The 19,727-nt window shown below is 70.3% G+C and carries 19 protein-coding genes; 14 read left to right on the top strand and 5 right to left on the bottom strand.

Going from position 1 to position 19,727, the window contains the following annotated elements; genetic code table 11:
• Positions 1–52 precede the first annotated feature (52 nt).
• The 3 genes from HD594_RS09685 to HD594_RS09675 all read left to right on the top strand — a co-directional run bounded on the left by HD594_RS09685 (position 53) and on the right by HD594_RS09675 (position 3,216).
• Entirely contained in the window at positions 53–1,249 is a 1,197-nt protein-coding gene (locus tag HD594_RS09685) for an FAD-dependent monooxygenase (RefSeq protein WP_184750774.1), read from the top strand.
• Positions 1,250–1,342: 93 nt separating this feature from the next.
• Complete coding sequence (locus HD594_RS09680; RefSeq protein ID WP_184750773.1) at positions 1,343–1,735, top strand: HsmA family protein; 393 nt, start codon at positions 1,343–1,345, stop codon at positions 1,733–1,735.
• A gap of 68 nt (positions 1,736–1,803) precedes the next feature.
• Entirely contained in the window at positions 1,804–3,216 is a 1,413-nt protein-coding gene (locus HD594_RS09675; protein WP_184750772.1) for an MFS transporter, read from the top strand.
• A 21-nt stretch (positions 3,217–3,237) separates the two neighbouring features.
• On the opposite strand, the gene HD594_RS09670 is transcribed toward HD594_RS09675, so the two are convergent.
• Positions 3,238–3,864, bottom strand: coding sequence for an LOG family protein (locus HD594_RS09670; RefSeq protein ID WP_184750771.1), 627 nt, complete (start codon positions 3,862–3,864; stop codon positions 3,238–3,240).
• A gap of 124 nt (positions 3,865–3,988) precedes the next feature.
• On the opposite strand from HD594_RS09670, the gene HD594_RS17705 reads away from it, so the two are divergent.
• Positions 3,989–4,516: an acyltransferase gene (locus HD594_RS17705; RefSeq protein ID WP_184752732.1), complete on the top strand. Its 528-nt coding sequence runs from the start codon at positions 3,989–3,991 to the stop codon at positions 4,514–4,516.
• Positions 4,517–4,555: 39 nt separating this feature from the next.
• Here the strand turns inward: HD594_RS17705 and HD594_RS09660 are convergent, their stop codons facing one another.
• On the bottom strand, positions 4,556–5,914 hold the full coding sequence (locus HD594_RS09660; protein ID WP_184750770.1) for an MBL fold metallo-hydrolase RNA specificity domain-containing protein: 1,359 nt from the start codon (positions 5,912–5,914) through the stop codon (positions 4,556–4,558).
• Positions 5,915–6,074: 160 nt separating this feature from the next.
• On the opposite strand from HD594_RS09660, the gene HD594_RS09655 reads away from it, so the two are divergent.
• Both HD594_RS09655 and HD594_RS09650 read left to right on the top strand, forming a co-directional pair.
• Positions 6,075–7,367 (top strand): S1C family serine protease, encoded by a 1,293-nt coding sequence (locus HD594_RS09655; protein ID WP_184750769.1) that lies wholly within the window; start codon positions 6,075–6,077, stop codon positions 7,365–7,367.
• A gap of 84 nt (positions 7,368–7,451) precedes the next feature.
• Complete coding sequence (locus HD594_RS09650; protein ID WP_221446591.1) at positions 7,452–7,931, top strand: hypothetical protein; 480 nt, start codon at positions 7,452–7,454, stop codon at positions 7,929–7,931.
• A gap of 6 nt (positions 7,932–7,937) precedes the next feature.
• Here the strand turns inward: HD594_RS09650 and HD594_RS09645 are convergent, their stop codons facing one another.
• Positions 7,938–10,220: a family 65 glycosyl hydrolase domain-containing protein gene (locus tag HD594_RS09645; protein ID WP_184750768.1), complete on the bottom strand. Its 2,283-nt coding sequence runs from the start codon at positions 10,218–10,220 to the stop codon at positions 7,938–7,940.
• Positions 10,221–10,375: 155 nt separating this feature from the next.
• Here HD594_RS09645 and HD594_RS09640 point away from each other — a divergent pair, with 155 nt between their 5' ends.
• The 6 genes from HD594_RS09640 to HD594_RS09615 all read left to right on the top strand — a co-directional run bounded on the left by HD594_RS09640 (position 10,376) and on the right by HD594_RS09615 (position 16,057).
• Positions 10,376–11,047, top strand: coding sequence for a DUF624 domain-containing protein (locus tag HD594_RS09640; RefSeq protein WP_184750767.1), 672 nt, complete (start codon positions 10,376–10,378; stop codon positions 11,045–11,047).
• A 158-nt stretch (positions 11,048–11,205) separates the two neighbouring features.
• On the top strand, positions 11,206–12,549 hold the full coding sequence (locus HD594_RS09635) for an ABC transporter substrate-binding protein (RefSeq protein WP_184750766.1): 1,344 nt from the start codon (positions 11,206–11,208) through the stop codon (positions 12,547–12,549).
• Positions 12,550–12,639: 90 nt separating this feature from the next.
• Positions 12,640–13,482 (top strand): carbohydrate ABC transporter permease, encoded by an 843-nt coding sequence (locus HD594_RS09630; RefSeq protein ID WP_184750765.1) that lies wholly within the window; start codon positions 12,640–12,642, stop codon positions 13,480–13,482.
• Positions 13,479–14,315 (top strand): carbohydrate ABC transporter permease, encoded by an 837-nt coding sequence (locus HD594_RS09625; RefSeq protein WP_184750764.1) that lies wholly within the window; start codon positions 13,479–13,481, stop codon positions 14,313–14,315. Before HD594_RS09630 ends, HD594_RS09625 begins: the two co-directional genes overlap by 4 nt.
• A 61-nt stretch (positions 14,316–14,376) precedes the next feature.
• Complete coding sequence (locus tag HD594_RS09620; RefSeq protein ID WP_246414380.1) at positions 14,377–15,429, top strand: LacI family DNA-binding transcriptional regulator; 1,053 nt, start codon at positions 14,377–14,379, stop codon at positions 15,427–15,429.
• Positions 15,430–15,517: 88 nt separating this feature from the next.
• Entirely contained in the window at positions 15,518–16,057 is a 540-nt protein-coding gene (locus tag HD594_RS09615) for a hypothetical protein (RefSeq protein WP_184750762.1), read from the top strand.
• Between the two features lie 24 nt (positions 16,058–16,081).
• Here HD594_RS09615 and trxA read toward each other — a convergent pair whose 3' ends face one another.
• A complete protein-coding gene (gene trxA, locus HD594_RS09610) occupies positions 16,082–16,516 on the bottom strand; it encodes a thioredoxin (protein ID WP_271171217.1) in 435 nt (144 codons plus the stop codon).
• A 125-nt stretch (positions 16,517–16,641) separates the two neighbouring features.
• On the opposite strand from trxA, the gene HD594_RS09605 reads away from it, so the two are divergent.
• Both HD594_RS09605 and nrdI read left to right on the top strand, forming a co-directional pair.
• A complete protein-coding gene (locus HD594_RS09605; protein ID WP_184750760.1) occupies positions 16,642–18,264 on the top strand; it encodes an acyl-CoA dehydrogenase family protein in 1,623 nt (540 codons plus the stop codon).
• Positions 18,265–18,337: 73 nt separating this feature from the next.
• On the top strand, positions 18,338–18,772 hold the full coding sequence (gene nrdI, locus HD594_RS09600) for a class Ib ribonucleoside-diphosphate reductase assembly flavoprotein NrdI (protein ID WP_184750759.1): 435 nt from the start codon (positions 18,338–18,340) through the stop codon (positions 18,770–18,772).
• A 15-nt stretch (positions 18,773–18,787) separates the two neighbouring features.
• Here nrdI and HD594_RS09595 read toward each other — a convergent pair whose 3' ends face one another.
• On the bottom strand, positions 18,788–19,699 hold the full coding sequence (locus tag HD594_RS09595; RefSeq protein WP_184750758.1) for a hypothetical protein: 912 nt from the start codon (positions 19,697–19,699) through the stop codon (positions 18,788–18,790).
• Between the last annotated feature and the right edge of the window lie 28 nt (positions 19,700–19,727).

The raw sequence follows: 19,727 nt of genomic DNA, 5'->3' as shown, positions 1-19,727 counted from the left end.
CTTCACCCGCCAAGGCTCCGGTGCTTGACTGGGCGCGTCGAGAGGAGCGCCCATGCGCGCCGTCATCTGCGGAGCAGGCATCGCCGGGCTCGCCGCAGCCATCGCGCTGCATCGCTCCGGCTGGCAGGTCACCGTGCTCGAGCACGCACCGCGACTGCGCGACGGCGGCTACATGATCGATTTCTTCGGCCCCGGATTCGACGCGGCCGAGCGCATCGGCATCCTCGACACGCTCCGCGCCCGTTCGCACAGCGTCGACGTCATCGACTGGGCCGACCCCGATGGGCACGTCCGCGCGCGACTGCACTACGACCGCATGCGGGATGCCGCCGGCGGCAAGCTGATCTCGCTGCTGCGCGGTGACGTCGAGCGGACGCTGTTCGAGGCGCTCCCCTCCGGCGTCGACCTGCGGTTCTCGACCACGGTGACCGGGGCGCACCCGCGGGCGGACGGCGTCACCGTCGACCTCGGCGGCGAGCGCGTCGAGGCCGACCTGCTCGTCGGCGCCGACGGCATCCACTCCGGCATCCGCGCCCAGGTCTTCGGGCCCGAGGAGCGCTTCCTGCGTCCGCTGGGGCTGCACACGGCGGCCTGGTTCGCCGACAGCCCGCCCGCGGCGACCGCCCTCAGCGAGAGGTTCGTGATCGAGAGCGCGCCGGGCAAGATGGCGGGCGTCTACGGCGTCGGCGGCGATCGCGTCGCGACGTTCCTGGCGTTCACCGAGACGACGACGCATGCGCCCGCGGATCCGCTCGGGGCGATCCGCCGACGCTACGGCGACATGAGCGGCATCGTGCGCCCGGTGCTGGCGGCTGAGCCCGTCGACGAGGTCTACTACGACCTCGTCGCTCAGGTCGTGATGCCCACGTGGCGATCCGGGCGCGTGATCCTCATCGGGGACGCCGCGTACGCGGTCTCACTCGTCGCGGGCCAGGGCGCCTCGCTGGCGCTCGCCGGCGGAGTCGCGCTCGGCGAGGCGCTCGTCGCCGACGCCGCACTGGCGGACGGCGACGGGATCGACGCCGCACTGGCGGCGTTCGAGGAGCGCGTGCGGCCCGTCGTCGAAGAGAAGCAGGCCGGCGGCCGCCGCACCGTCAAGTGGTTCGTGCCCCGCACGAAAGCACGCGTTGCACTGCGGAACCTCTCGATGCGTGCGGCCGATCTCCCGATCCTCGCGCGCCTGCTCAGCCCCGCGCTCGCGCTGGACACGAAGGGGTTCGCGCCGGTCTCACGGCCCGAACGCGGTTGAACGGGAACCGCCGCGTCGCCGGCACCTGCCCGGAGATGGTTGACTGACCGGACACGCGACTCCGAGCCGACCCGCCCCGAAGGAACGACGCCGATGCTGCCCGCCGCGATCATCATCATCACGCTCGCCCTCGTCTTCTACTCGATCGGCGTCTGGAGCGAGCGGGTGCAGCGGACCCTGCACTGGTGGCATGTGGCCTTCTTCGCGCTCGGTCTCGCCGCCGACGCGACCGGCACCTACCTGATGACCCAGATCGCCGCGGAACGCCGCGCCGACGGCGCGACGGTGAGCTGGCTGAACTCGTTCATGGGCGTCAGCGGCGTGATCGCCATCCTGCTCATGGCGATCCACCTCGCATGGGCGGTCGTGGTGCTCCTCCGCGGCCGGGAGAACGAGAAGCACTGCTTCCACCGCTTCAGCATCCTTGTGTGGGCGATCTGGCTCGTGCCGTACATCGCCGGCGCCGCCGGCGCCATGCTCGGCTAGGAGTTCGGGCAGCCCACGACCGGACCGATGGTCCACCGGGGCGCAGACGGCCTCGGTACCGTGGAACCATGGCCGCTTCCCCGCCGCGCGAGCGCACCGGCGCACGGGGCGTGGCCGTGGTCACGGGGCTCGTGCTGGCGACCCTCGGGGCGACCCTCCCCCAGTCGATGACGGCTCCCGTGATCAGCCTGACGGCGGACGCCTACGACACCACGGCGGCTGACGCGAGCTGGGCGCTCACCGTCGTGCTCGTGATCGCCGTCGCGACCACGCCCGTCATCGGGCGCCTCGGCGACCGCTTCGGCGCGCGACGCGTGCTGCTGATGCTGCTGCCGATCGTGGGCGCGGGGCTCGCGGTTGCCGCGTTCTCGCCGACGATCGGCTGGCTGATCGCCGGCCGCGTGCTGCAAGGGCTGGGCGGCGGAGTGTTCCCGCTCGCCGTCGCGATCGCCCCGCACGTCGTCAGCGAGCGCCGCCGCGCCGCCGTCGTGGGTCTGCTCACGACCATGCTCGCGTTCGCGATCGGCTTCGGTGTGCTCGTGTCGGGCCTGCTCGTCGACTCCATCGGCATCCGCGCCCTGTCGTGGGTGCCGTTCGCGATCATCGCCACGGGCGGACTCATCGTCGCGGTGACCCTCCCCCACATCCCGCGCCGGAAGGGCGTGCACATCGACGTGCCGGCCGCCCTCGCCCTGTCGATCGGCGTCGTCGCCGTCCTGCTCGCGCTGACCGAGGCGCCCCGCTGGCCGATCGCCCCGCTGTGGATCACCCTGTGCGGCGCGGCGGCCGTAGCGAGCGTGGTGTTCTGGCTCCGCCGCGAGCGGCTGAGTCCCGATCCGCTCGTCGGAGCGCACGCGCTGCGGCGTCGCTCGGTGTGGGCCTCGCACCTGACCGCGGCGCTGCTCGGCGCGGCGCTGCTCGGCTCGTTCGTACTCGTGCCGGTCTTCGCCGAGGCGCCCTGGTGGCATGAGGGGCTCTCGGTGACCGTCACCGCCGCGGGGCTCCTGCTGCTGCCGGCGACCGTCGCCATGCTCGCGGTCGGACCCCTCGCCGGCGTCGTGCGGCGCTGGCTCGGCACACGCGCGCCCGTCGTGATCGGGGCGGTGATCGCGACCGCCGGCTCCCTCCTGCTGGTGCTCGCCACGCGCAGTCTCATCACGGTGCTCCTCGGCACCGTGCTGCTCGGCGCCGGCATCGCGATCGGCACCGCGGGGCTCTCGAACGTGCTGGTCGACGTCGCCGACGACGAGCACGTCGCCAGCGCCATCGCCTTCAACGTCGTCGCGCGCCAGATCGGCGGCGCCGTGGGCGCCGCCGGCATCGCCACCGTGCTCAGCGTCGACGAGCGCGCGCCCGATGCCGAGGCGTTCGGCGCCGCGTTCCTGCTCGTCGCTGTCATCACGGGCCTGGCCGTGGTGTGCTCGCTGCTCATCCCGTCGGCGCGCGTCGCGCGCGCCCGACCGCAGCCGCGCGCAGGCTGATCCGACGCGTCGCCGCGGTCGTCAGGGCTTGATGACCGGCAGCGCGGAGCCCGACATCTCGGCCCCCGGGGACTGGTAGACCTTCTCGGGCGGCACGTACGCCTGCAGGCGATCGATCAGCACGTCGATGTCGTCCGAGACGATGAGCATGTCGGTGTAGCGGCGGTGCGTGAACCCGCGGTCGCGCATGTTGGCCACGAACTCCATGAAGGGGTCGTAGTAGCCGTCGATGTTGAGGATGCCGCACGGCTTCTCGTGGATGCCGAGCTGCGCCCACGTCCACTGCTCGGTGAGCTCCTCGAGCGTTCCCGGTCCGCCGGGCAGCGCGATGAAGGCATCCGCCCGCTCCGCCATGATCGTCTTGCGCTCGTGCATGGTGTCGACGACGATCAGCTCGCTCAGGTGATGGTGCATCGCCTCGCGCTGCTGCAGCGCATGCGGGATGACGCCGGTCACGGTGCCTCCCGCGGTCAGGGCCGCGTTCGCCGTGGTCCCCATCAGTCCCACGTGGCCGCCGCCGTAGACCAGATGGATGCCGCGCTCGCCGATCGCGGTGCCGACGGCCGCGGCCTGTTCGACGTAGACCGAGTCGAATCCCGGCGCCGAGCCGCAGAACACGGTGACGGTGTACTTCTCCGATGCGGACATTCTCGCCTCCCGCCGGCGCCCTCGGGTTCGGGCGCACAGCGGGACGCTAACACCCGGCTGTTTCCGCCCGGTTACCGGTCGGGACCGCGTTGTCGACCGCTCCTACACTGATGGCGTGACTCTGATGACCCGACTTCGTCAGCACCGGTACGTTCGGCGGCTGCGGCCGATGACGGTCGGGCGCTGGACCGAGTGCCTGGGCACGCCGCTGATCACCGCGACCGATGCCGTCGCGGGAGACGCGTTCCGCGTGCACAGCCTGGGGGCGACGACCGTGATCAAGGGAGGCGGGCGGCTCCGCTTCGGCGATGACGTGTACCTCAACAGCGGCGTGCGGATCGTGTGCAGGCAGGAGGTCACCATCGGATCCCACGTTCTGATCGGCTTCGGAGCGGTGATCCTCGACAGCGATCAGCATCCGGTCGGCGACGCCCCGGTGCGTACGCTGCCGGTGCGGATCGGCGATGGGTCGTGGATCGCCGCGAACGCGATCATCCTCCCGGGGGTGACGGTGGGCCGACGATCCATCGTGGGAGCCGGAAGCGTCGTCACCGGCGATGTGCCCGACGAGGTCGTGGTCGCCGGCAATCCGGCTCGCGTCGTGCGGCAGCTCTCCCTTCCCCCGGATCACAAGACCGCGTTCGGGCACTGAGCGATCGCGACGACCGCGGTCATCACGGTCGACGCGCGCTCACACCTCCACGGTCTCGCCCAGCCGCGGCACGCGGGCATCCCATCCGAGACCCCACGCGATCTGCTGACGGAGGGCGTCGGCCGCGGCCGGCTCGCCGTGCGTGAGGAAGACGCGGCCCGGCGGCTCCGGCGCGGTCTGCATCCACTCCAGGATCTGACGACGGTCGGCGTGCGCCGAGAGCGACCCGATGTCGTGGACCTCCGCGCGGATCGGAACGTTCTCGCCGAACATCCGCAGCACGCGCTCACCGCGCTGCAGCGTCGCGCCGCGCGTTCCGCCGGCCTGGAAGCCGGTGAGGATGATGGCGTTGTGCCGGTCGCCGCCGTACGCCATGAGGTGATGCAGCACTCGGCCGCCCTCGAGCATGCCGCTCGCCGAGATGATGATCATCGGGCCGCCCCGCAGGTTCAGCAGCTTCGACTCGTCGACGGTGCGCACGAACGTCGGCAGGTCGTACATGCGCCGGAACTCGTCGTCGGCGATGCGGTGCTCCTCGCGGTGGCGCTCGTAGATCTCGGCGGCGTTGACCGCCATCGGACTGTTCAGGAACACCGGCACATCGGGGATGCGGCCGGCCGCCCGCAGTCGCGACAGCTGCAGCAGCAGCGACTCGGCGCGACCCACCGCGAACGCCGGGATGAGGACCACGCCGCCGTGCGTGCAGATGCGGTGGATCACCGCGGCCAGCTCGTCGCCCGGATCGTCCGTCGAATGGTCGCGGTCGCCGTAGGTCGACTCGCACACCAGCAGGTCGGTGGCCTCGAGCGGCCGCGGCGGACGCATCAGGGCGTCGTCCGCGCGACCCAGGTCGCCGGTGAAGTGCAGGCGGCGACCGTCGGCCTGGATCTGCAGCTGCGCGGCGCCCAGGATGTGCCCGGCGGGCACGAAGGTCACGCGGACGCCGTCGAGGTCCACGGGGTCGTCGAACCCGTGCGTGACGAACCGGCCGACCGCCGCCTCGGCGTCGTCCCGCGTGTACAGCGGCTGCGGATCGGCGTGCTTCGAGCTGCCGCGCCTGCGATGGTAGGCCGCCTCCTCCTCCATGAGGTATCCGCTGTCGGGAAGGATCAGGCCCGACAGCTCGGCGGTGCCCACCGTCGAGTGGATCTCGCCGGCGAAACCCTGCTTCACCAGCGCCGGCAGGTATCCGGTGTGGTCGAGGTGCGCGTGGGTGATCACGACCGCGTCGATGGTGCGCGGGTCGACGGGGAACGGCTCCCGGTTGCGCAGGCGCAGGGCCTTGAACCCCTGGAACAGCCCGCAGTCGACGAGGACGCGGCGCCCGGCTGCCTCGATCAGGTATCGGGAGCCGGTGACGGTGTCCACGGCGCCGTGGAACGTGAGTCTCGCAGTCATCGACAGGGCCTCCGGGCCTCACGATAGCCCCGCACGGCTGCCGCGGCCAGATGGTGGGCGCGCGCCCGCGCACCCGCTCATAGCGAACCCATATCCCCGGGAACGGTCCCGCATGGGCGCCGCTGGTGGCATGGGTCTCATCGACTCGGAGGTGGACCCCATGACCATGGACAGCGATCGGACCCACGACACGCAGAACGCGGATGCCGCGCCCGTCACGACAGCGACCGGCGCGGCGCCCCGACGCTCGTGGTACCGCCGGCCGCTCCCCCTCGTCGGCGTCGCGGCGTGCCTCGTCGCCGTGGGCACCCTGGCGTTCGGCATCCCGATGGCGACCGCCGCCGGCGCCGCCGAGTCCTCGTCGTCGGCGGTGGCCGTCGCACCCGTGACCCCCGATGCGGACGCGGCCGCCCCCAGCGGGCCGTCGGACTCCGGGCGGGGGCCGTCCGGGCCGTACACCGGCTCCGACACGGCGAACGGCGCCGCGGCGTCGGCGCAGGAGGCGGCGGCGACCGCGAGCGACGACGAATCCGCCGGCGTCGTGCTCATCGACACCGTCATGGCCTACGACGACGGCTCCGCCGCCGGCACCGGCATGGTGCTCACCGCCGACGGCCTCGTGCTGACCAACAACCACGTCGTCGAGGACGCGACCGAGATCACCGTGACGATCGCCACCACCGGCGAGAGCTACACCGCCACGCTCGTGGGCACCGACGCGGAAGAGGACGTCGCGCTGCTTCAGCTCGAGGGCGCGAGCGGGCTGACGACGATCGAGCTCGACCAGGACGACACCGAGGCGATCGGCGACGAGATCACCGCCGTCGGCAACGCCGAGGGCGGCGGCGTGCTGATGGCCGCCGACGGCACGATCACCGACCTCGAGTCGACCGTCACCACCGCCTCCCAGGGGTCGGACTCGGGCGAGAGCCTCGACGGCATGATCGAGATCTCGGCCGACGTCGTCTCGGGCGACTCGGGCGGCGCGGTCCTGGATGCCGACGGCGAGGTGATCGGCATGACCACCGCGGCCTCCTCGGGTTCGATCACCATCACCGCGTACGCGATCCCGATCGAGGACGCCCTCGCCCTGGTCGACCAGATGCTCGCCGGCGACGAGTCCGGCAGCGTGACGCTCGGCTACCCGGCCTTCCTCGGCGTCGCCGTCTCGCAGGGGACGACGAACCGCCCCGGCCCGGGCGGGAGCACCGTGCAGACGGTGACCGGTGCCCTCATCGGCGGCGTGTTCGAGGGCACCCCCGCAGCCGAAGCCGGGCTCCAGGCCGGAGATGTGGTCACCGCCGTCGACGGGACCGCGATCGCCGACGGGAGCGCCCTCTCCGAAGCCCTCGACGCGTATGAGCCGGGCGACACCGTCACCCTCACCTGGACCGGCTCGGACGGGACGAGCCGGTCGGCATCCGTCACCCTCATCGAAGGCCCGGTGGGCTGATCGGGACACGGCGGGACCAACGGCCCGTCCCGGCGTTGTGCACCCCCTCGCATGCCAGTAGCGTGCACGCGAGGGGGTGGTGCCGTGGACGCTGCCATCGGGTTCCGTGAGGTCCTGACCGACTCGTTCGACCTGCCGCTGGGGTGCGCTCTCGCGTTCCGGCTGTTCACCGCGCGCGGTGAGCGGCTGTGGGTGAGCGGATGGCAGCCGGCCTTCTTCGCCGACGGCGCGGACGACACCTCCGTCGGCACGGTCTTCCAGACACGGGATGCGGCCGGCCGCGCGACCACGTGGGTCGTCGTCGACGCCCACCCGCCGCTGGAGATCCGCTACGCGCGCGTCGCGGATTCGCTCACGAGCGGCACGGTCCACGTGACGCTCGCCGAGCGCGTGACCGGCTGCACGGTCACCGTCACCTACGACCTGACGGCGACGAGCCGTGAGGGCGCACGCACGCTCGAGCGGTTCGCCGACGAGTACCCGGAGTTCCTCGCCGCGTGGCGGGACGACATCGTGGAGTTCCTCGAACGCGAGCCGAACGCCCTCGCCGTCGCCGCCCGCTGAGAGTCGTCAGCCCGCCGCGGGGATCTCCACGCTGAGGGTGCCGTCGACCGTCCGCGGCTCGCCGAAGACCGTGATCGGGAGCGGTTCGCCGCCGGCGAGGGTGAACTCGACGCGATCGGCAGCGACCCGCACGGCCAGCACGCGGTCGCGGTAGCCCACCGTGAACGAATAGGCGGTCCAGTCGGCGGGGCAGAACGGAGCGAACGCGAGCCCGGCATCCGTCGCGCGCATCCCCGCGAAGCCCTGCACGATCGACAGCCACGCTCCGCTCATCGAGGTGATGTGCAGACCGTCCTCGGTGTCGTTGTTGTAGTTGTCGAGGTCGAGGCGCGCCGTGCGGCGGTAGAGCTCGATCGCCTTGTCCTGCTTGCCGATGGCGGCCGCGACGATCGCGTGGATCGACGCCGACAGCGACGACTCGTGCACCGTCATGGGCTCGTAGAACTCGAAGTTGCGGCGCAGCTCGTCGGTGCTGAAGTCCTCCTCGAACAGGTACATGCCCTGCAGCACGTCCGCCTGCTTGATGAAGCACGAGCGCAGGATGCGGTCCCACGACCAGTTCTGGTTGAGCGGGCGCTGGTCTGCGGGGATGGTGTCGACGCTGCGCAGGTCCTTGTCGAGGAACGTGTCGTGCTGCACGTTGACGCGCATCGCCTCGTCGACGGGCAGGTACATGTTCTCGGTGATCGCGCGCCACTGCGTGCGCTCGTCGTCGCTGACGCCGAGTTCGGCCGCGCGCTCGGCCGGCAGGTCGTCGAGCGTGTCGGAGGTGTAGGCGAGCACCCACGCGGCGAGGTAGTTCGTGTACCAGTTGTTGTTGACGTTGTTCTCGTACTCGTTCGGCCCCGTCACGCCGTGGATCATGTACGCGCCGGCGCGCCGCGAGAAGTGGACCCGGTCGGCCCAGAACCGGCTGATCTCGACGAGCACCTCCAGTCCGTCCCCCTCGAGGTACGACCGGTCGCCGGTGTAGCGCGTGTAGAGGTAGATCGCGTGGGCCATCGCGCCGTTGCGGTGGATCTCCTCGAAGGTGATCTCCCACTCGTTGTGGCATTCGATGCCGTTGAAGGTCACCATCGGGTAGAGGGCGCCGGCCAGTCCCTGCTGACGAGCGTTGTGCCCGGCCTGCGGCAGCTGGCGGTGGCGATACCTCAGCAGCGCGTGCGTCACGTCGGGCGAGGCCAGCGCGAGGTACAGCGGAACCAGGTACGCCTCGGTGTCCCAGTAGGTCGCGCCGCCGTACTTCTCGCCGGTGAAGCCCTTCGGCCCGATGTTGAGCCGCTCGTCCTCGCCGTAGTAGGTCGAGAACAGCTGGAACAGGTTGAACTGGATCCCCTGCTGCGCCTCGTCGTCGCCCTCGATGACGACCTGGGCACGGGCCCACCGCTGCTCCCACAGGGCGGTGTGGGCGGCGAGGTGCTCCTCGAACGAGCGGGAGGCGGATGCCGTGAGCAGCCGCGCGACGGCTTCGACGTGCTGCGCCTGATGGATGTCGCGCGTGGTGACGACGGCGGTCGTCTTGACGAGCTCGGCCGCGCCGCCCGCCGCGAGCGCCCCCGCGAACACCTCGCCGACCTGCAGCGGCGCATCGATCGCCCGGCCGGGCTCGAGCCCCGCGGCTGCGGCGGTCATGCCGGCGGTGACGGTGAACTGGGGCGTCCCGAACGGGTTCGGAATGGTCCTCAGCGACAGGTGCGGCACGGGAGCCATGCCCCGCGAGGCCTCGCTCCAGAACTGCTCGCCGTAGTTGGCGTCGAGGTTGTGCACGTCGCCGTCCAGGCGCGGCGTGAGCCGCACGTGCGGCGCGCCGTCGAGCACCGTGACCCGCACGCGCTGCAGGAGCAGCTCGGGCGTCTCGATCGACAGGAACCGCGCGAACTCCAGGTGGACGCGGGCGGATGCCGTCGCGTACACGAACGAGCGCTCGAGCAGGCCGTTTCGCAGATCCAGCCGCAGCCGGAAATCATCGTGGGTTCCGGTGAACAGGTCGACCTTCTCACCGTCGATCTCGATGTCGACGGCGATGATGTTGGTCGCGTTGATGACCTTGCCGAAGTACTCCGGGTAGCCGTTCTTCCACCATCCGACCCGCGTCTTGTCGGGGAACCAGACGCCGGCGATGTAGGTGCCGCGGTGGGTGTCGCCCGAGTAGCCCTCTTCGAAGTTGCCGCGCATGCCCATGTGGGCGTTGCCGGTCGAGGTCATCGACTCGATCAGCCGCATCCGGTCGTCCGCGAGCCGTGTCGTCGTGATGGCGTACGGGTCGACGTCGAACACCCGGTCGCTCATGGCGTGTGCCTCCTCTGCGGCGCGCATCCCCACGCGTCGCTCCGCTGCTTCGGGGACCACCTGGGCGGCGATCTCCGGAAACGTATCCGGTGGAACCATACCTCAGCGGGGCGATCCGGCGCACCGGGGGCACCGGCGATAGGCTGGCCGGGGAGGTGGCCGTGTTCGCACGATTGATGGACCCGTCCGGACCGTTCTGGCGGACCATGGGCACGATCGCCGACATGATCGTCCTCAATCTGCTGACGATCCTCACGGTCATCCCGGTCGTCACCGCGGGCGCGGGGCTCACCGCCCTCTACGACAGCGCGCGACGCATCCTCGACGGCACCGACACCGGCGCGGCTCGCACGTTCCTGCGCTCGTTCCGGTCGAACTTCGCGAAGGCCGGCGCTCTGTGGGCGATCGTCGGGCCGGTCGGACTCGGCATCGCAGCCCTGTGGCTGTTCGTCGTCGCGCCCGAGCTCGCAGTGCTGAAAACCTTGATCAGCCTGGTATATCTGCTGGTCTTCCCCTTCGTGTGGGCGATGCAGGCGCGTTTCGAGAACACCGTCTGGCGAACCCTGCTCAACGCCGTCGTGATGGCGGTCGCGCGACTGCCCTACTCCGGCGGCGCGCTGATCATCCACATCGTGATGATCGCGCTGGTCGCCCTCACCTGGATGCAGCTGCCGTGGGCGCTGTTCTTCCTGCTCCTGCTCGGGTACCCGCTGGCCGTCTTCGGCTCCACACCGCTCATCGAGCGAGCGCTCGCGCCCCTCATCCCCGCCGAGGACGACGAGGCGGCCGAGGCGGCCGACGCCGGCGGCGCCGACACCGGCGCCTGACCTGTTCCGGATCACCGTCCGGTAACGACGGTTGCATCCGGGGGGTCGTGGGCGTACTGTTGCGGACGGAACATCGGAATCGTTTCCGATCCCCCGCTCCGATGCGGGCCGCAACGGAGCGTGAGTGTCCTCAATCCAAAGAAGGAAGGCCCAGGACCATGATCAAGCGCAGGATGGCGACGGTCGTCGCCGCCGGCATTGCCGTTACCGCCCTCACGGCGGGTCTCGCCGGATGCAGCTCCGGCGGCAGCGACGACGGCGGGGATGGCGCGGAGGGGAAGGTCTACTTCCTCAACTTCAAGCCCGAGGTGGCTGAGCAGTGGGTGGAGCTCGCTGCGGAGTACACCGCAGAGACGGGCGTCCAGGTCGACGTGCAGACCGCAGCATCGGGCACGTACGAGACCACGCTCAAGTCCGAGATGGCCAAGAGCGACGCACCGACGCTCTTCCAGGTCAACGGCCCCGTCGGCCTGGCGAACTGGGAGGCATACGCCGCCGACATCAGCGACTCGTCGATCTACTCGCACCTGAAGGACCAGTCGGTCGCGCTCACGGGCGACGACGGCGCGGTCCTCGCGGTCCCCTACGTGCAGGAGACCTACGGGATCATCTACAACAAGGCGCTGCTGGAGGACTACTTCGCCCTTCCGGACGCCGAGATCACCTCGATCGACGAGCTGAACAACTTCGACGCGCTGAAGTCCGTCGCCGAAGGCATCCAGGCCAACAAGGACGAGCTCGGCGTCGACGGCGCCTTCTCGTCGGCCGGCTTCGACGCCTCGAGCGACTGGCGCTTCAAGACGCACCTGGCCAACATCCCGCTGTACTGGCAGTTCAAGGCCGACGGCGTGACCGGTCAGCCCGCGACGGTGACCAACGAGTACCTCGACGGGTACCAGGACATCTTCGACCTCTACATCAACAACTCGACGACCGAGCGCACGCTCCTGTCGGGCAAGACGATGGAGGACTCGACGTCGGAGTTCGCCCTCGGCCAGGCCGTGTTCTACCAGAACGGCACGTGGGCCTACGGCGACGTCAGCGGCAACGCCGTCGCCGACGAGGACCTGGGCATGATGCCGATCTACATCGGCGCGGAAGGCGAAGAGGACTCGGGCCTGGCGACCGGCTCGGAGAACTACTGGGTCATCAACGGTGACGCCTCCGAGGCAGACCAGCAGGCCACCGATGACTTCCTCGACTGGGTCATCACGAGCGACACCGGCCGCGACACCCTCGCGAACACGATGGGCTTCGTGACGCCGTTCGACACGATGGACGACTACCTGCCGGACAACCCCTTCGTCCTCGCGGACGCGGAGTACACCGCCGCCGGCAAGACCGCCGTCACGTGGAACTTCACCGTCATGCCGTCGGAGGAGTGGAAGAACAACCTTGGACAGGCACTGCTGCAGTACGCGCAGGAGACCGGCAGCTGGGACGACGTGGAGACCGCGTTCGTCGACGGCTGGGCCACCGAGTACGAGCTGGCCAACGGCTGATCATCCCATCGCGGGAGCTGACGCTTCCGCATCCGGAGGGCGCGGGCGGTACCCCGCCCGCGCCCTCCCCTTCTGAGGAGCGATGAAGCAATGAAGAAGTCTCTGCGCCGCTGGGGCTGGCTGTTCACCGGCCCCGTGCTCGCCGCGTTCATGATCGGGTTCATCGTCCCGTTCGTGCTCGGCGTGTATCTCTCGTTCACCGAGTTCCGCACCGTCACCAAGGCGGAATGGGTCGGGTTCGACAACTACATCAAGATGTGGGGGGACGACGTCTTCCTGCACTCCCTCTGGTACACGGCCGCCTTCGCGATCGTGACGACCATCCTCATCAACGTCCTGGCCTTCATCGTCGCGTACCTGCTGGTGAAGACCTTCCGCGGCAAGAACATCTTCCGTTCGGTGTTCTTCATGCCGAATCTCATCGGCGGCATCGTCCTCGGCTACATCTGGCTGCTGCTGCTGAACGGCATCCTCGGCTTCTGGGCCCGGTCGATCACGTACGACGAGTCCTACGGCTTCTGGGGCATGGTCATCCTCATGTGCTGGCAGCAGATCGGCTACATGATGGTGATCTACATCGCCGGACTCCAGTCGGTTCCCACCGAGCTGCTCGAGGCCGCCGAGGTCGACGGCGCCAACAAGCGACGGACGCTCTTCAGCGTCACGATCCCGCTCGTGATGCCGGCGATCACCGTGTGCACGTTCCTGACCATCACCAACGGGTTCAAGATGTTCGACCAGAACCTGGCCCTGACCAACGGTGCACCGTCGAGGCTCTCCGAACTGCTCGCGCTGAACATCTTCAACACGTTCTATGGCCGGCCCGGTTTCGAGGGCGTCGGCCAGGCCAAGGCGGTCGTCTTCCTGATCATCGTCGCCGGCATCGCGCTCTTCCAGAACTGGTACGCCCGTTCTAAGGAGACGGCAGCATGAACGACACGCCTCGCCGTCCGTGGCTGTGGACCACGGTCTTCGCGATCATCGCGGTCGCGTATCTGTACCCGATCTACCTGGTCGTCATCAACTCCTTCAAGGGCAAGGTCTTCATCTCGTCCGAGCCGTTCTCGTTGCCCAACGCCGAGACGTTCGTCGGCTGGGAGAACTACATCCGAGGCATCGAGCTCACGGACTTCCTGTGGTCGTTCGTGTGGTCGCTGGTCATCACGCTCGGGTCGGCCTTCGTCATCCTGCTGTTCACGTCGATGGCGGCGTGGTGGATCGTCCGCATGGACAACCGGTACGCCAAGAGCCTGTACGTGACGTTCATCTTCAACCTGGTCGTGCCGTTCCAGATGGTGATGTTCACGCTGTCGTGGCTCGCGGACTACCTGGGGCTCACCACCCCGTGGGGGCTGTGGGTCATCTATCTCGGGTTCGGCGCCGGACTCGCGGTCTTCATCTTCACCGGCTTCGTGAAGGGAATCCCGTATGAGATCGAGGAGGCGGCCACGATCGACGGCTGCGGCCCGGTCCGCACGTTCTTCCTGGTCGTCATGCCGATCATGAAGCCCGCTGTCGTGACGGTCGCGATCCTCGAGGTCATGTGGCTGTGGAACGACTATCTGCTGCCGTACCTCACGCTGGATCTGAAGAGCTACAAGACCATCCCGATCGCGGTGCAGTATCTCCGCGGCGGCTACGGATCGATCGACATCGGCGCCATGATGGGCGTTCTGGTGCTCGCGATGATCCCGGTCATCGTCTTCTACCTGTTCAGCCAGAAGCAGATCATCCGCGGCGTCGTCGCCGGCGCCGTCAAGGGCTGACAGACACCACCCCCGGCGGCCCGCGACTGCGGGCCGATGAGAAGAGCACCTTGTGGCAGAGATGACCATCCGCGAACTGGCGGACATCTGCGGCGTCGCCGTCTCGACGGTGTCGCGCGCGATGAACGACCGGTCCGATGTGAGTCCCGAGACGCGGGAACGTGTCCGGGCGGCGGCGCGCCGCTACGGATACATTCCCAACGCCAGTGCGCGCCGGCTGAAGATCAGCACGACGCAGACGATCTCGGTGATCGTGCAGGGCGAACTCGGGCAGCTCGTCATCGAGGTGCTGTCGCACCTGGAGGAGGCGTTCGCCGAGTCGGGGTACGACACCACGCTCCAGCACGTGTCCGAGGAGCACGCGCACGCCGGCACCGTCGAGCGGCTCGTGCGCGAGGGCAAGTACGGCGGGGTCGTGTTCCTGGGCCGCTACGGCAGCTCCGACCGCGACCTGTCGGCCCAGCTCATCCGGCGCCTCGCTGAGATCGACGTGCCGATGGTGTTCTGCACGACGCCCGACTACTCCGGCGCGGACTCGCTGCACTCGTCGATCTCGGTCGATGACCAGTCCGGGGCGTTCGAGCTCGTATCCCACCTCATCGAGGCGGGGCACCGCCGGATCGCCTTCGTCGGGGCCGGCAGCGAGCGCGATCGCGAGCACGCGTGGGCGCTCCGCCTGGCCGGCTACCGGTCGGCGCTCGCGGCGGCCAGCATCCCGTTCGACGAGCGCCTCGTGGTGCCGTCGGCCGAGGAGCACCATATCTACTCGATCGTCAACGGCTACGAGTCGACGAAGCGCTGGCTGCCGGATGCGCCGACCGACGTCACGGCGCTGATGGCGGTGTGCGACGCCGCGGCCCTCGGCACGGCCCGGGCGCTGTCCGAGGCGGGCAAGCGGGTGCCGGAGGACTGCTCGCTCGTGGGCTTCGACGGCATGGACCTGGCGAAGTACTACGTTCCGCGCATCACGACGCTGGCCCAGCCGCTGAGCGAGATCGCGCAGTCCGCGGCCCGAGTCCTGCTGGCGACCATGCGCAACCCGTCGCGTGCGATCGAGCAGGTGTGGATCCGCGGCCGCCTGCTCGAGGGCGAGTCCGTGCGCCGCATCGACTGAACCGCCACCGGTGTCCTTGTGCCCGGTTCCGGGCGCGCGATACCGTGCCACCCATGCGGGGGTCGGACCGAGCGCGGGATCGGGAACGATGACGGCCGATCCCGCCCTGTTCGTCGCGATCGCCGAGATCGCGGGCGTCTTCGTCGGCTTCGCCGCCCTCATCAGCGCGACCGGGCGCGACGAGATCACGTCGGCGCAGCTGGCGCAGGTGCGCGCGGTCGTCACGATCGGGCTCGTCGTCATCGTGGCCGCGCTCGTCCCCGTCGGGCTGTCGGCCTACGGGCTCGCGGACGCGGTCGTCTGGCGGGTCAGCGCGGCGGTGTTCCTCGTGCTCGTGTGGGCCGTTATCGCCCTCGCGCTGCGGCTGCGCGAGAACCGCGCCGCCGCGCGAGCCCAGGCGCGCTCGCGCCCGGCACTGGCCGCCGTGTTCTGGGGCGTGCTCGAAGTCGCGATCCAGCTGCCGCTCGTGCTGACGATCATCGGCGTGTTCCCCGACCAGGCCGAGGCCCTGTACACGACCGCGCTCCTCGTGCACCTGTTCGAGGCCGCGTTCGTCCTGGGCGAGTTCGTGTACGCGCGGATGCTGCGCCGCCCCGCGACCGCGCTCACTCCCGACGAGCAGGAGTGACCGGCGCGCCTTGATCGGGCCGCGTCAGGCGGCGGCGAAGCGCCCCGCCCACTGCCGCAGCTGCCCGGCGGGCACGGCGCCCACGACACGGTCGGCCTCGGCGCCGTTCCGGTACATCAGGAGGGTCGGGATGCCGGTGATGCCGTGGCGGCGTGAGATGCCGGGCGACTCGTCGGAGTTGACCTTGACGACCTTCAGCCGGCCCGCGAACTCGCGCGAGAGCTGCTCGACGACCGGCGAGATCTGACGGCACGGGCCGCACCACGGTGCCCACACGTCGATGAGCACCGGGAGCGTCGCCTTTCCGACGACCTCGTCGAACGAGGCGTCGTCCGCGGTGACGAGCCAGGGCAGATCGGCGTGGCACTTCGCGCACCGCACCTTGCCCGGCCGCGCCGACGGCACACGGTTCTTCGCACCGCAGCTCGGGCACGCCACGACGGTTCCCGCTGAGCTCACCTCGACCTCCTCGACGCGAGCCATCCTAGGCGCTCGAGGGTCCACGCGACCGGGTCGAAGGACCCGCCGGGGCCGGTCGGCGCAGACCGTTGCCCCGACGGCATCCGCCTGATTCAATCGGCCGCGTGGACACTCACACCGTCGTGAACCAGCCTCCGCCGCGCGTCGACGTCGACGAGTACGGCACCAACGCAGCTCTGGTCGAGGGCGTCGAGCGCTACGACGCCGCGTGGGCGCATCACCACCTGCACCTCACCGGGCAGCGCGTCGGGACGGCATCCTTCATCGCGGATGCCGCGACGGCGAACCGGCGCGAACCGACCCTGCGCACGCACGATCGCTACGGCCACCGCATCGACGAGGTGGAGTACGACGACAGCTACCACCGCATCATCTCCGCGGCCATCGGCGACGGCGCCCACACCTCGGCATGGGCGGACCCGCGACCCGGTGCGAACGTCGCGCGCGCCGCGGCCTTCATGCTCTACGCGCAGGTCGAGCCGGGGCACGCGTGCCCGGTCTCGATGACGCACTCGGTCGTGCCGGTGCTGCAGGCCCACCCGGGCGTCGGCGCGCCATGGCTGGATCGCGTGTTCAGCCGCACCTACGACGGCCACCTGCGCCCCGGCAAGCCCGGAGCCGTCTTCGGCATGGCGATGACCGAGAAGCAGGGCGGGTCGGACGTGCGCGCGAACATGACCTCGGCCCGCCCGATCGGCGACGGCCGGTATGTGCTCGACGGGCACAAGTGGTTCTGCAGCGCCCCGATGTCGGATGCGTTCCTCGTGCTCGCCCAGGCGCCGGGCGGTCTCAGCTGCTTCCTCGTCCCCCGTCTGCTCGAGGACGGCGAGCGCAACGGCATCCGCATCATGCGTCTGAAGGACAAGCTCGGCAACCGCGCGAACGCCTCGAGCGAGGTGGAGTACGACGGGGCCGTCGGGACCCTCGTCGGCGAGGAGGGACGCGGTGTGCGCACCATCATCGAGATGGTCGCCCGCACGCGCCTGGACTGCACCTACGGCTCCACCGCCGGGATGCGTCAGGCCACCGCCGAGGCCGCCTGGCACGCGCGGCACCGCTCCGCGTTCGGCCGTCTGCTGGTGGACCAGCCGGCCATGCAGGGCGTGCTCGCCGATCTGCAGCTCGAGACCGAGGCCGCCACCGCGGTCTCGCTGCGGCTCGCGCGCGCCCACGACGCCGACGCGGATGCCGGCGAGATCGCATTCCGCCGCCTGGCGACGGCGGTGACGAAGTACTGGGTGTGCAAGCGGGGGCCGGGCCACGCGTACGAGGCGCTGGAGTGCCTGGGCGGAAACGGCTACACCGAGGACTTCCCGCTCGCGATGCGCTACCGCGAGCAGCCGGTGCTGGCCGTGTGGGAGGGCTCGGGCAACGTCATCGCGCTCGACGTGCTGCGTGCGCTGTCGCGCGAGCCCGAGACGTGGGAGGCATTCGACGCCGAGCTGGCTCTGGCGAGCGGCGTCGACGCACGATTCGACGCGCACCTCGGCGATGTGCGCCGGCTGGTGGCCGAGGTGAGGGCGGATGCCGCACCCGGTCACCAGGCCCGCGGCCTCGTCTCGGCGCTCGCGGTCGCGCTGCAGGCGTCGCTGCTGCTGCGGACCGCTCCCCCGCCCGTCGCCGACGCCTTCGTCGCGTCGCGCCTGGGCGACCGGCGGTTCGGCGGGGCGCTGTACGGGGCGCTCCCGGACGGCGTGGACGTGCGAGCCATCGTCGAGCGCATCTGACCGCGGCGCCCGCGGCCGACGCGTGGGACGTACGACCCGCCCGACGTGCGACGTCGGTGGCGAGACTGGTCCCGTGCATGGTGTTCCCGTCTACTACTACTCGTCCACCTCGGGGCTGACGCGGCGGTTCGCCCACCATCTGGCCGAGCGCGACGGGCGGGCCGTGTTCAACCTGGCGGATGCCGATGTACGCCGTACCGAGGTCGACGGGCCGTGGGTCCTCCTCACGCCGTCCTACAAGGCCGGGAACGACGACCAGGCGACCCTCCCGACGGCCGTGACGGTGTTCCTGCGCTCGCCGGTCAACCGCCGCCACATGGTCGGGATCATCGGCTCGGGGAACCGCAACTTCGGCGTCTTCTACCAGGCGGCCGCGCGCGAGTTGGCCGCCGCATCCGGTCGTCCGGTCCTGTTCGAGTTCGAGCTGTCGGGCACGCCCGAGGACGTCGAGATGTGCGCCCGCATCCTCGCCGATCTCGACGCGGCGCTGGCGAGGAAGGCCTCCTGAGCGCCCTCGGCCGCCTCAGCCGGTCGCGTCGGCCGTCGCCTCGGTGTAGACGTCGCTCAGGAACGCCAGGAGGGCGTCGACGTCGTCGAGCGCACCCGTGTACGCCGTGCCCGCCGCCACCAGCACAGGACCCGCGCTCACGTCCACGGGGTCCGAGGTGTACGGAACGGATGCCGCGGCACGCGAGCTGGCGCTGGTCGCCCAGTCGGTGAACCCGCCGTCGGCGATGCACGACGTCGTGTCCCCGTCGGTGACACCGACGCCGCTCGCGAGCGTCGCGAGCTTCTGCGTGGTGTACACGGTGCCCTCGTCGGCGCTCTCGGCCGCGAGCACGGCGTCCCAGAACGCCGGCGCCGAATCCGGGTTCTGGTCGCCGATGCATGCGAAGGCGGCGACTGCGGCGACGTCCCGCGCATCGGCCGTGTCGAGTGCGACGGGATGGAGCTCGAGCGTGAGGCCGCCGGCGGCGGCTGCGCTCTCGAGCGCGGCGCCGTTCGCCGTCCAGAAGGCCGCGGCATCCGCATCCGTCATATCGAGGTAGACCTGCACATCCAGCACGCCGGTCGTCGCGACGGTCGAGAGGTTGGTCGACGGCGTCTCGTCCGCGGCGAGGGCGGCGGTCGTGACGACCGAGGTCGTCGACCCGTCGCCGGAACTCTCCACGAGCAGCCCGTCGGTGATCATGTTCGCCGGGCCGGCGGCCGCCGCCGCCGCCGCAGCCTGTGCGCTGCCGACCGCCGAGACCGCGACGACGGCTCCGATCGCAACGACGGCGGCCGCCCCCGAGCTCCAGCCGGCGATGCGTCGCCGTCGCTTCAGCCGCGCCAGGCGCTCCCGCTCGGCCCGGCGCGCCTCGCGCACGAACGCCTGCCGCTCGCGCTTGGTCATGCCCTTCACAAGCGCCCGGTCCACTCGGTGCTTCGCCACATGATTCCTCTCGCAGACGACGTGCCGA

Origin of the sequence: Microbacterium thalassium (assembly GCF_014208045.1) — a bacterium.
GTDB classification, from domain to species: domain Bacteria; phylum Actinomycetota; class Actinomycetes; order Actinomycetales; family Microbacteriaceae; genus Microbacterium; species Microbacterium thalassium.
Note: the sequence above shows the minus strand (reverse complement) of the source record. Positions and strands in the feature narration are given on the sequence as shown.

Bases quoted from the DNA above. Each gene is read 5' to 3' on its own strand.
- HD594_RS09630 (WP_184750765.1), top strand. From the start codon at position 12,640: ATGAAGAAGTCTCTGCGCCGCTGGGGCTGGCTGTTCACCGGCCCCGTG.
- HD594_RS09685 (WP_184750774.1), top strand. From the start codon at position 53: ATGCGCGCCGTCATCTGCGGAGCAGGCATCGCCGGGCTCGCCGCAGCC.
- HD594_RS09635 (WP_184750766.1), top strand. From the start codon at position 11,206: ATGATCAAGCGCAGGATGGCGACGGTCGTCGCCGCCGGCATTGCCGTT.
- HD594_RS09620 (WP_246414380.1), top strand. From the start codon at position 14,377: ATGACCATCCGCGAACTGGCGGACATCTGCGGCGTCGCCGTCTCGACG.
- HD594_RS17705 (WP_184752732.1), top strand. From the start codon at position 3,989: ATGACCCGACTTCGTCAGCACCGGTACGTTCGGCGGCTGCGGCCGATG.
- HD594_RS09675 (WP_184750772.1), top strand. From the start codon at position 1,804: ATGGCCGCTTCCCCGCCGCGCGAGCGCACCGGCGCACGGGGCGTGGCC.
- HD594_RS09625 (WP_184750764.1), top strand. From the start codon at position 13,479: ATGAACGACACGCCTCGCCGTCCGTGGCTGTGGACCACGGTCTTCGCG.
- HD594_RS09615 (WP_184750762.1), top strand. From the start codon at position 15,518: ATGACGGCCGATCCCGCCCTGTTCGTCGCGATCGCCGAGATCGCGGGC.
- HD594_RS09670 (WP_184750771.1), bottom strand. From the start codon at position 3,864: ATGTCCGCATCGGAGAAGTACACCGTCACCGTGTTCTGCGGCTCGGCG.
- HD594_RS09645 (WP_184750768.1), bottom strand. From the start codon at position 10,220: ATGAGCGACCGGGTGTTCGACGTCGACCCGTACGCCATCACGACGACA.
- HD594_RS09655 (WP_184750769.1), top strand. From the start codon at position 6,075: ATGACCATGGACAGCGATCGGACCCACGACACGCAGAACGCGGATGCC.
- HD594_RS09680 (WP_184750773.1), top strand. From the start codon at position 1,343: ATGCTGCCCGCCGCGATCATCATCATCACGCTCGCCCTCGTCTTCTAC.
- HD594_RS09660 (WP_184750770.1), bottom strand. From the start codon at position 5,914: ATGACTGCGAGACTCACGTTCCACGGCGCCGTGGACACCGTCACCGGC.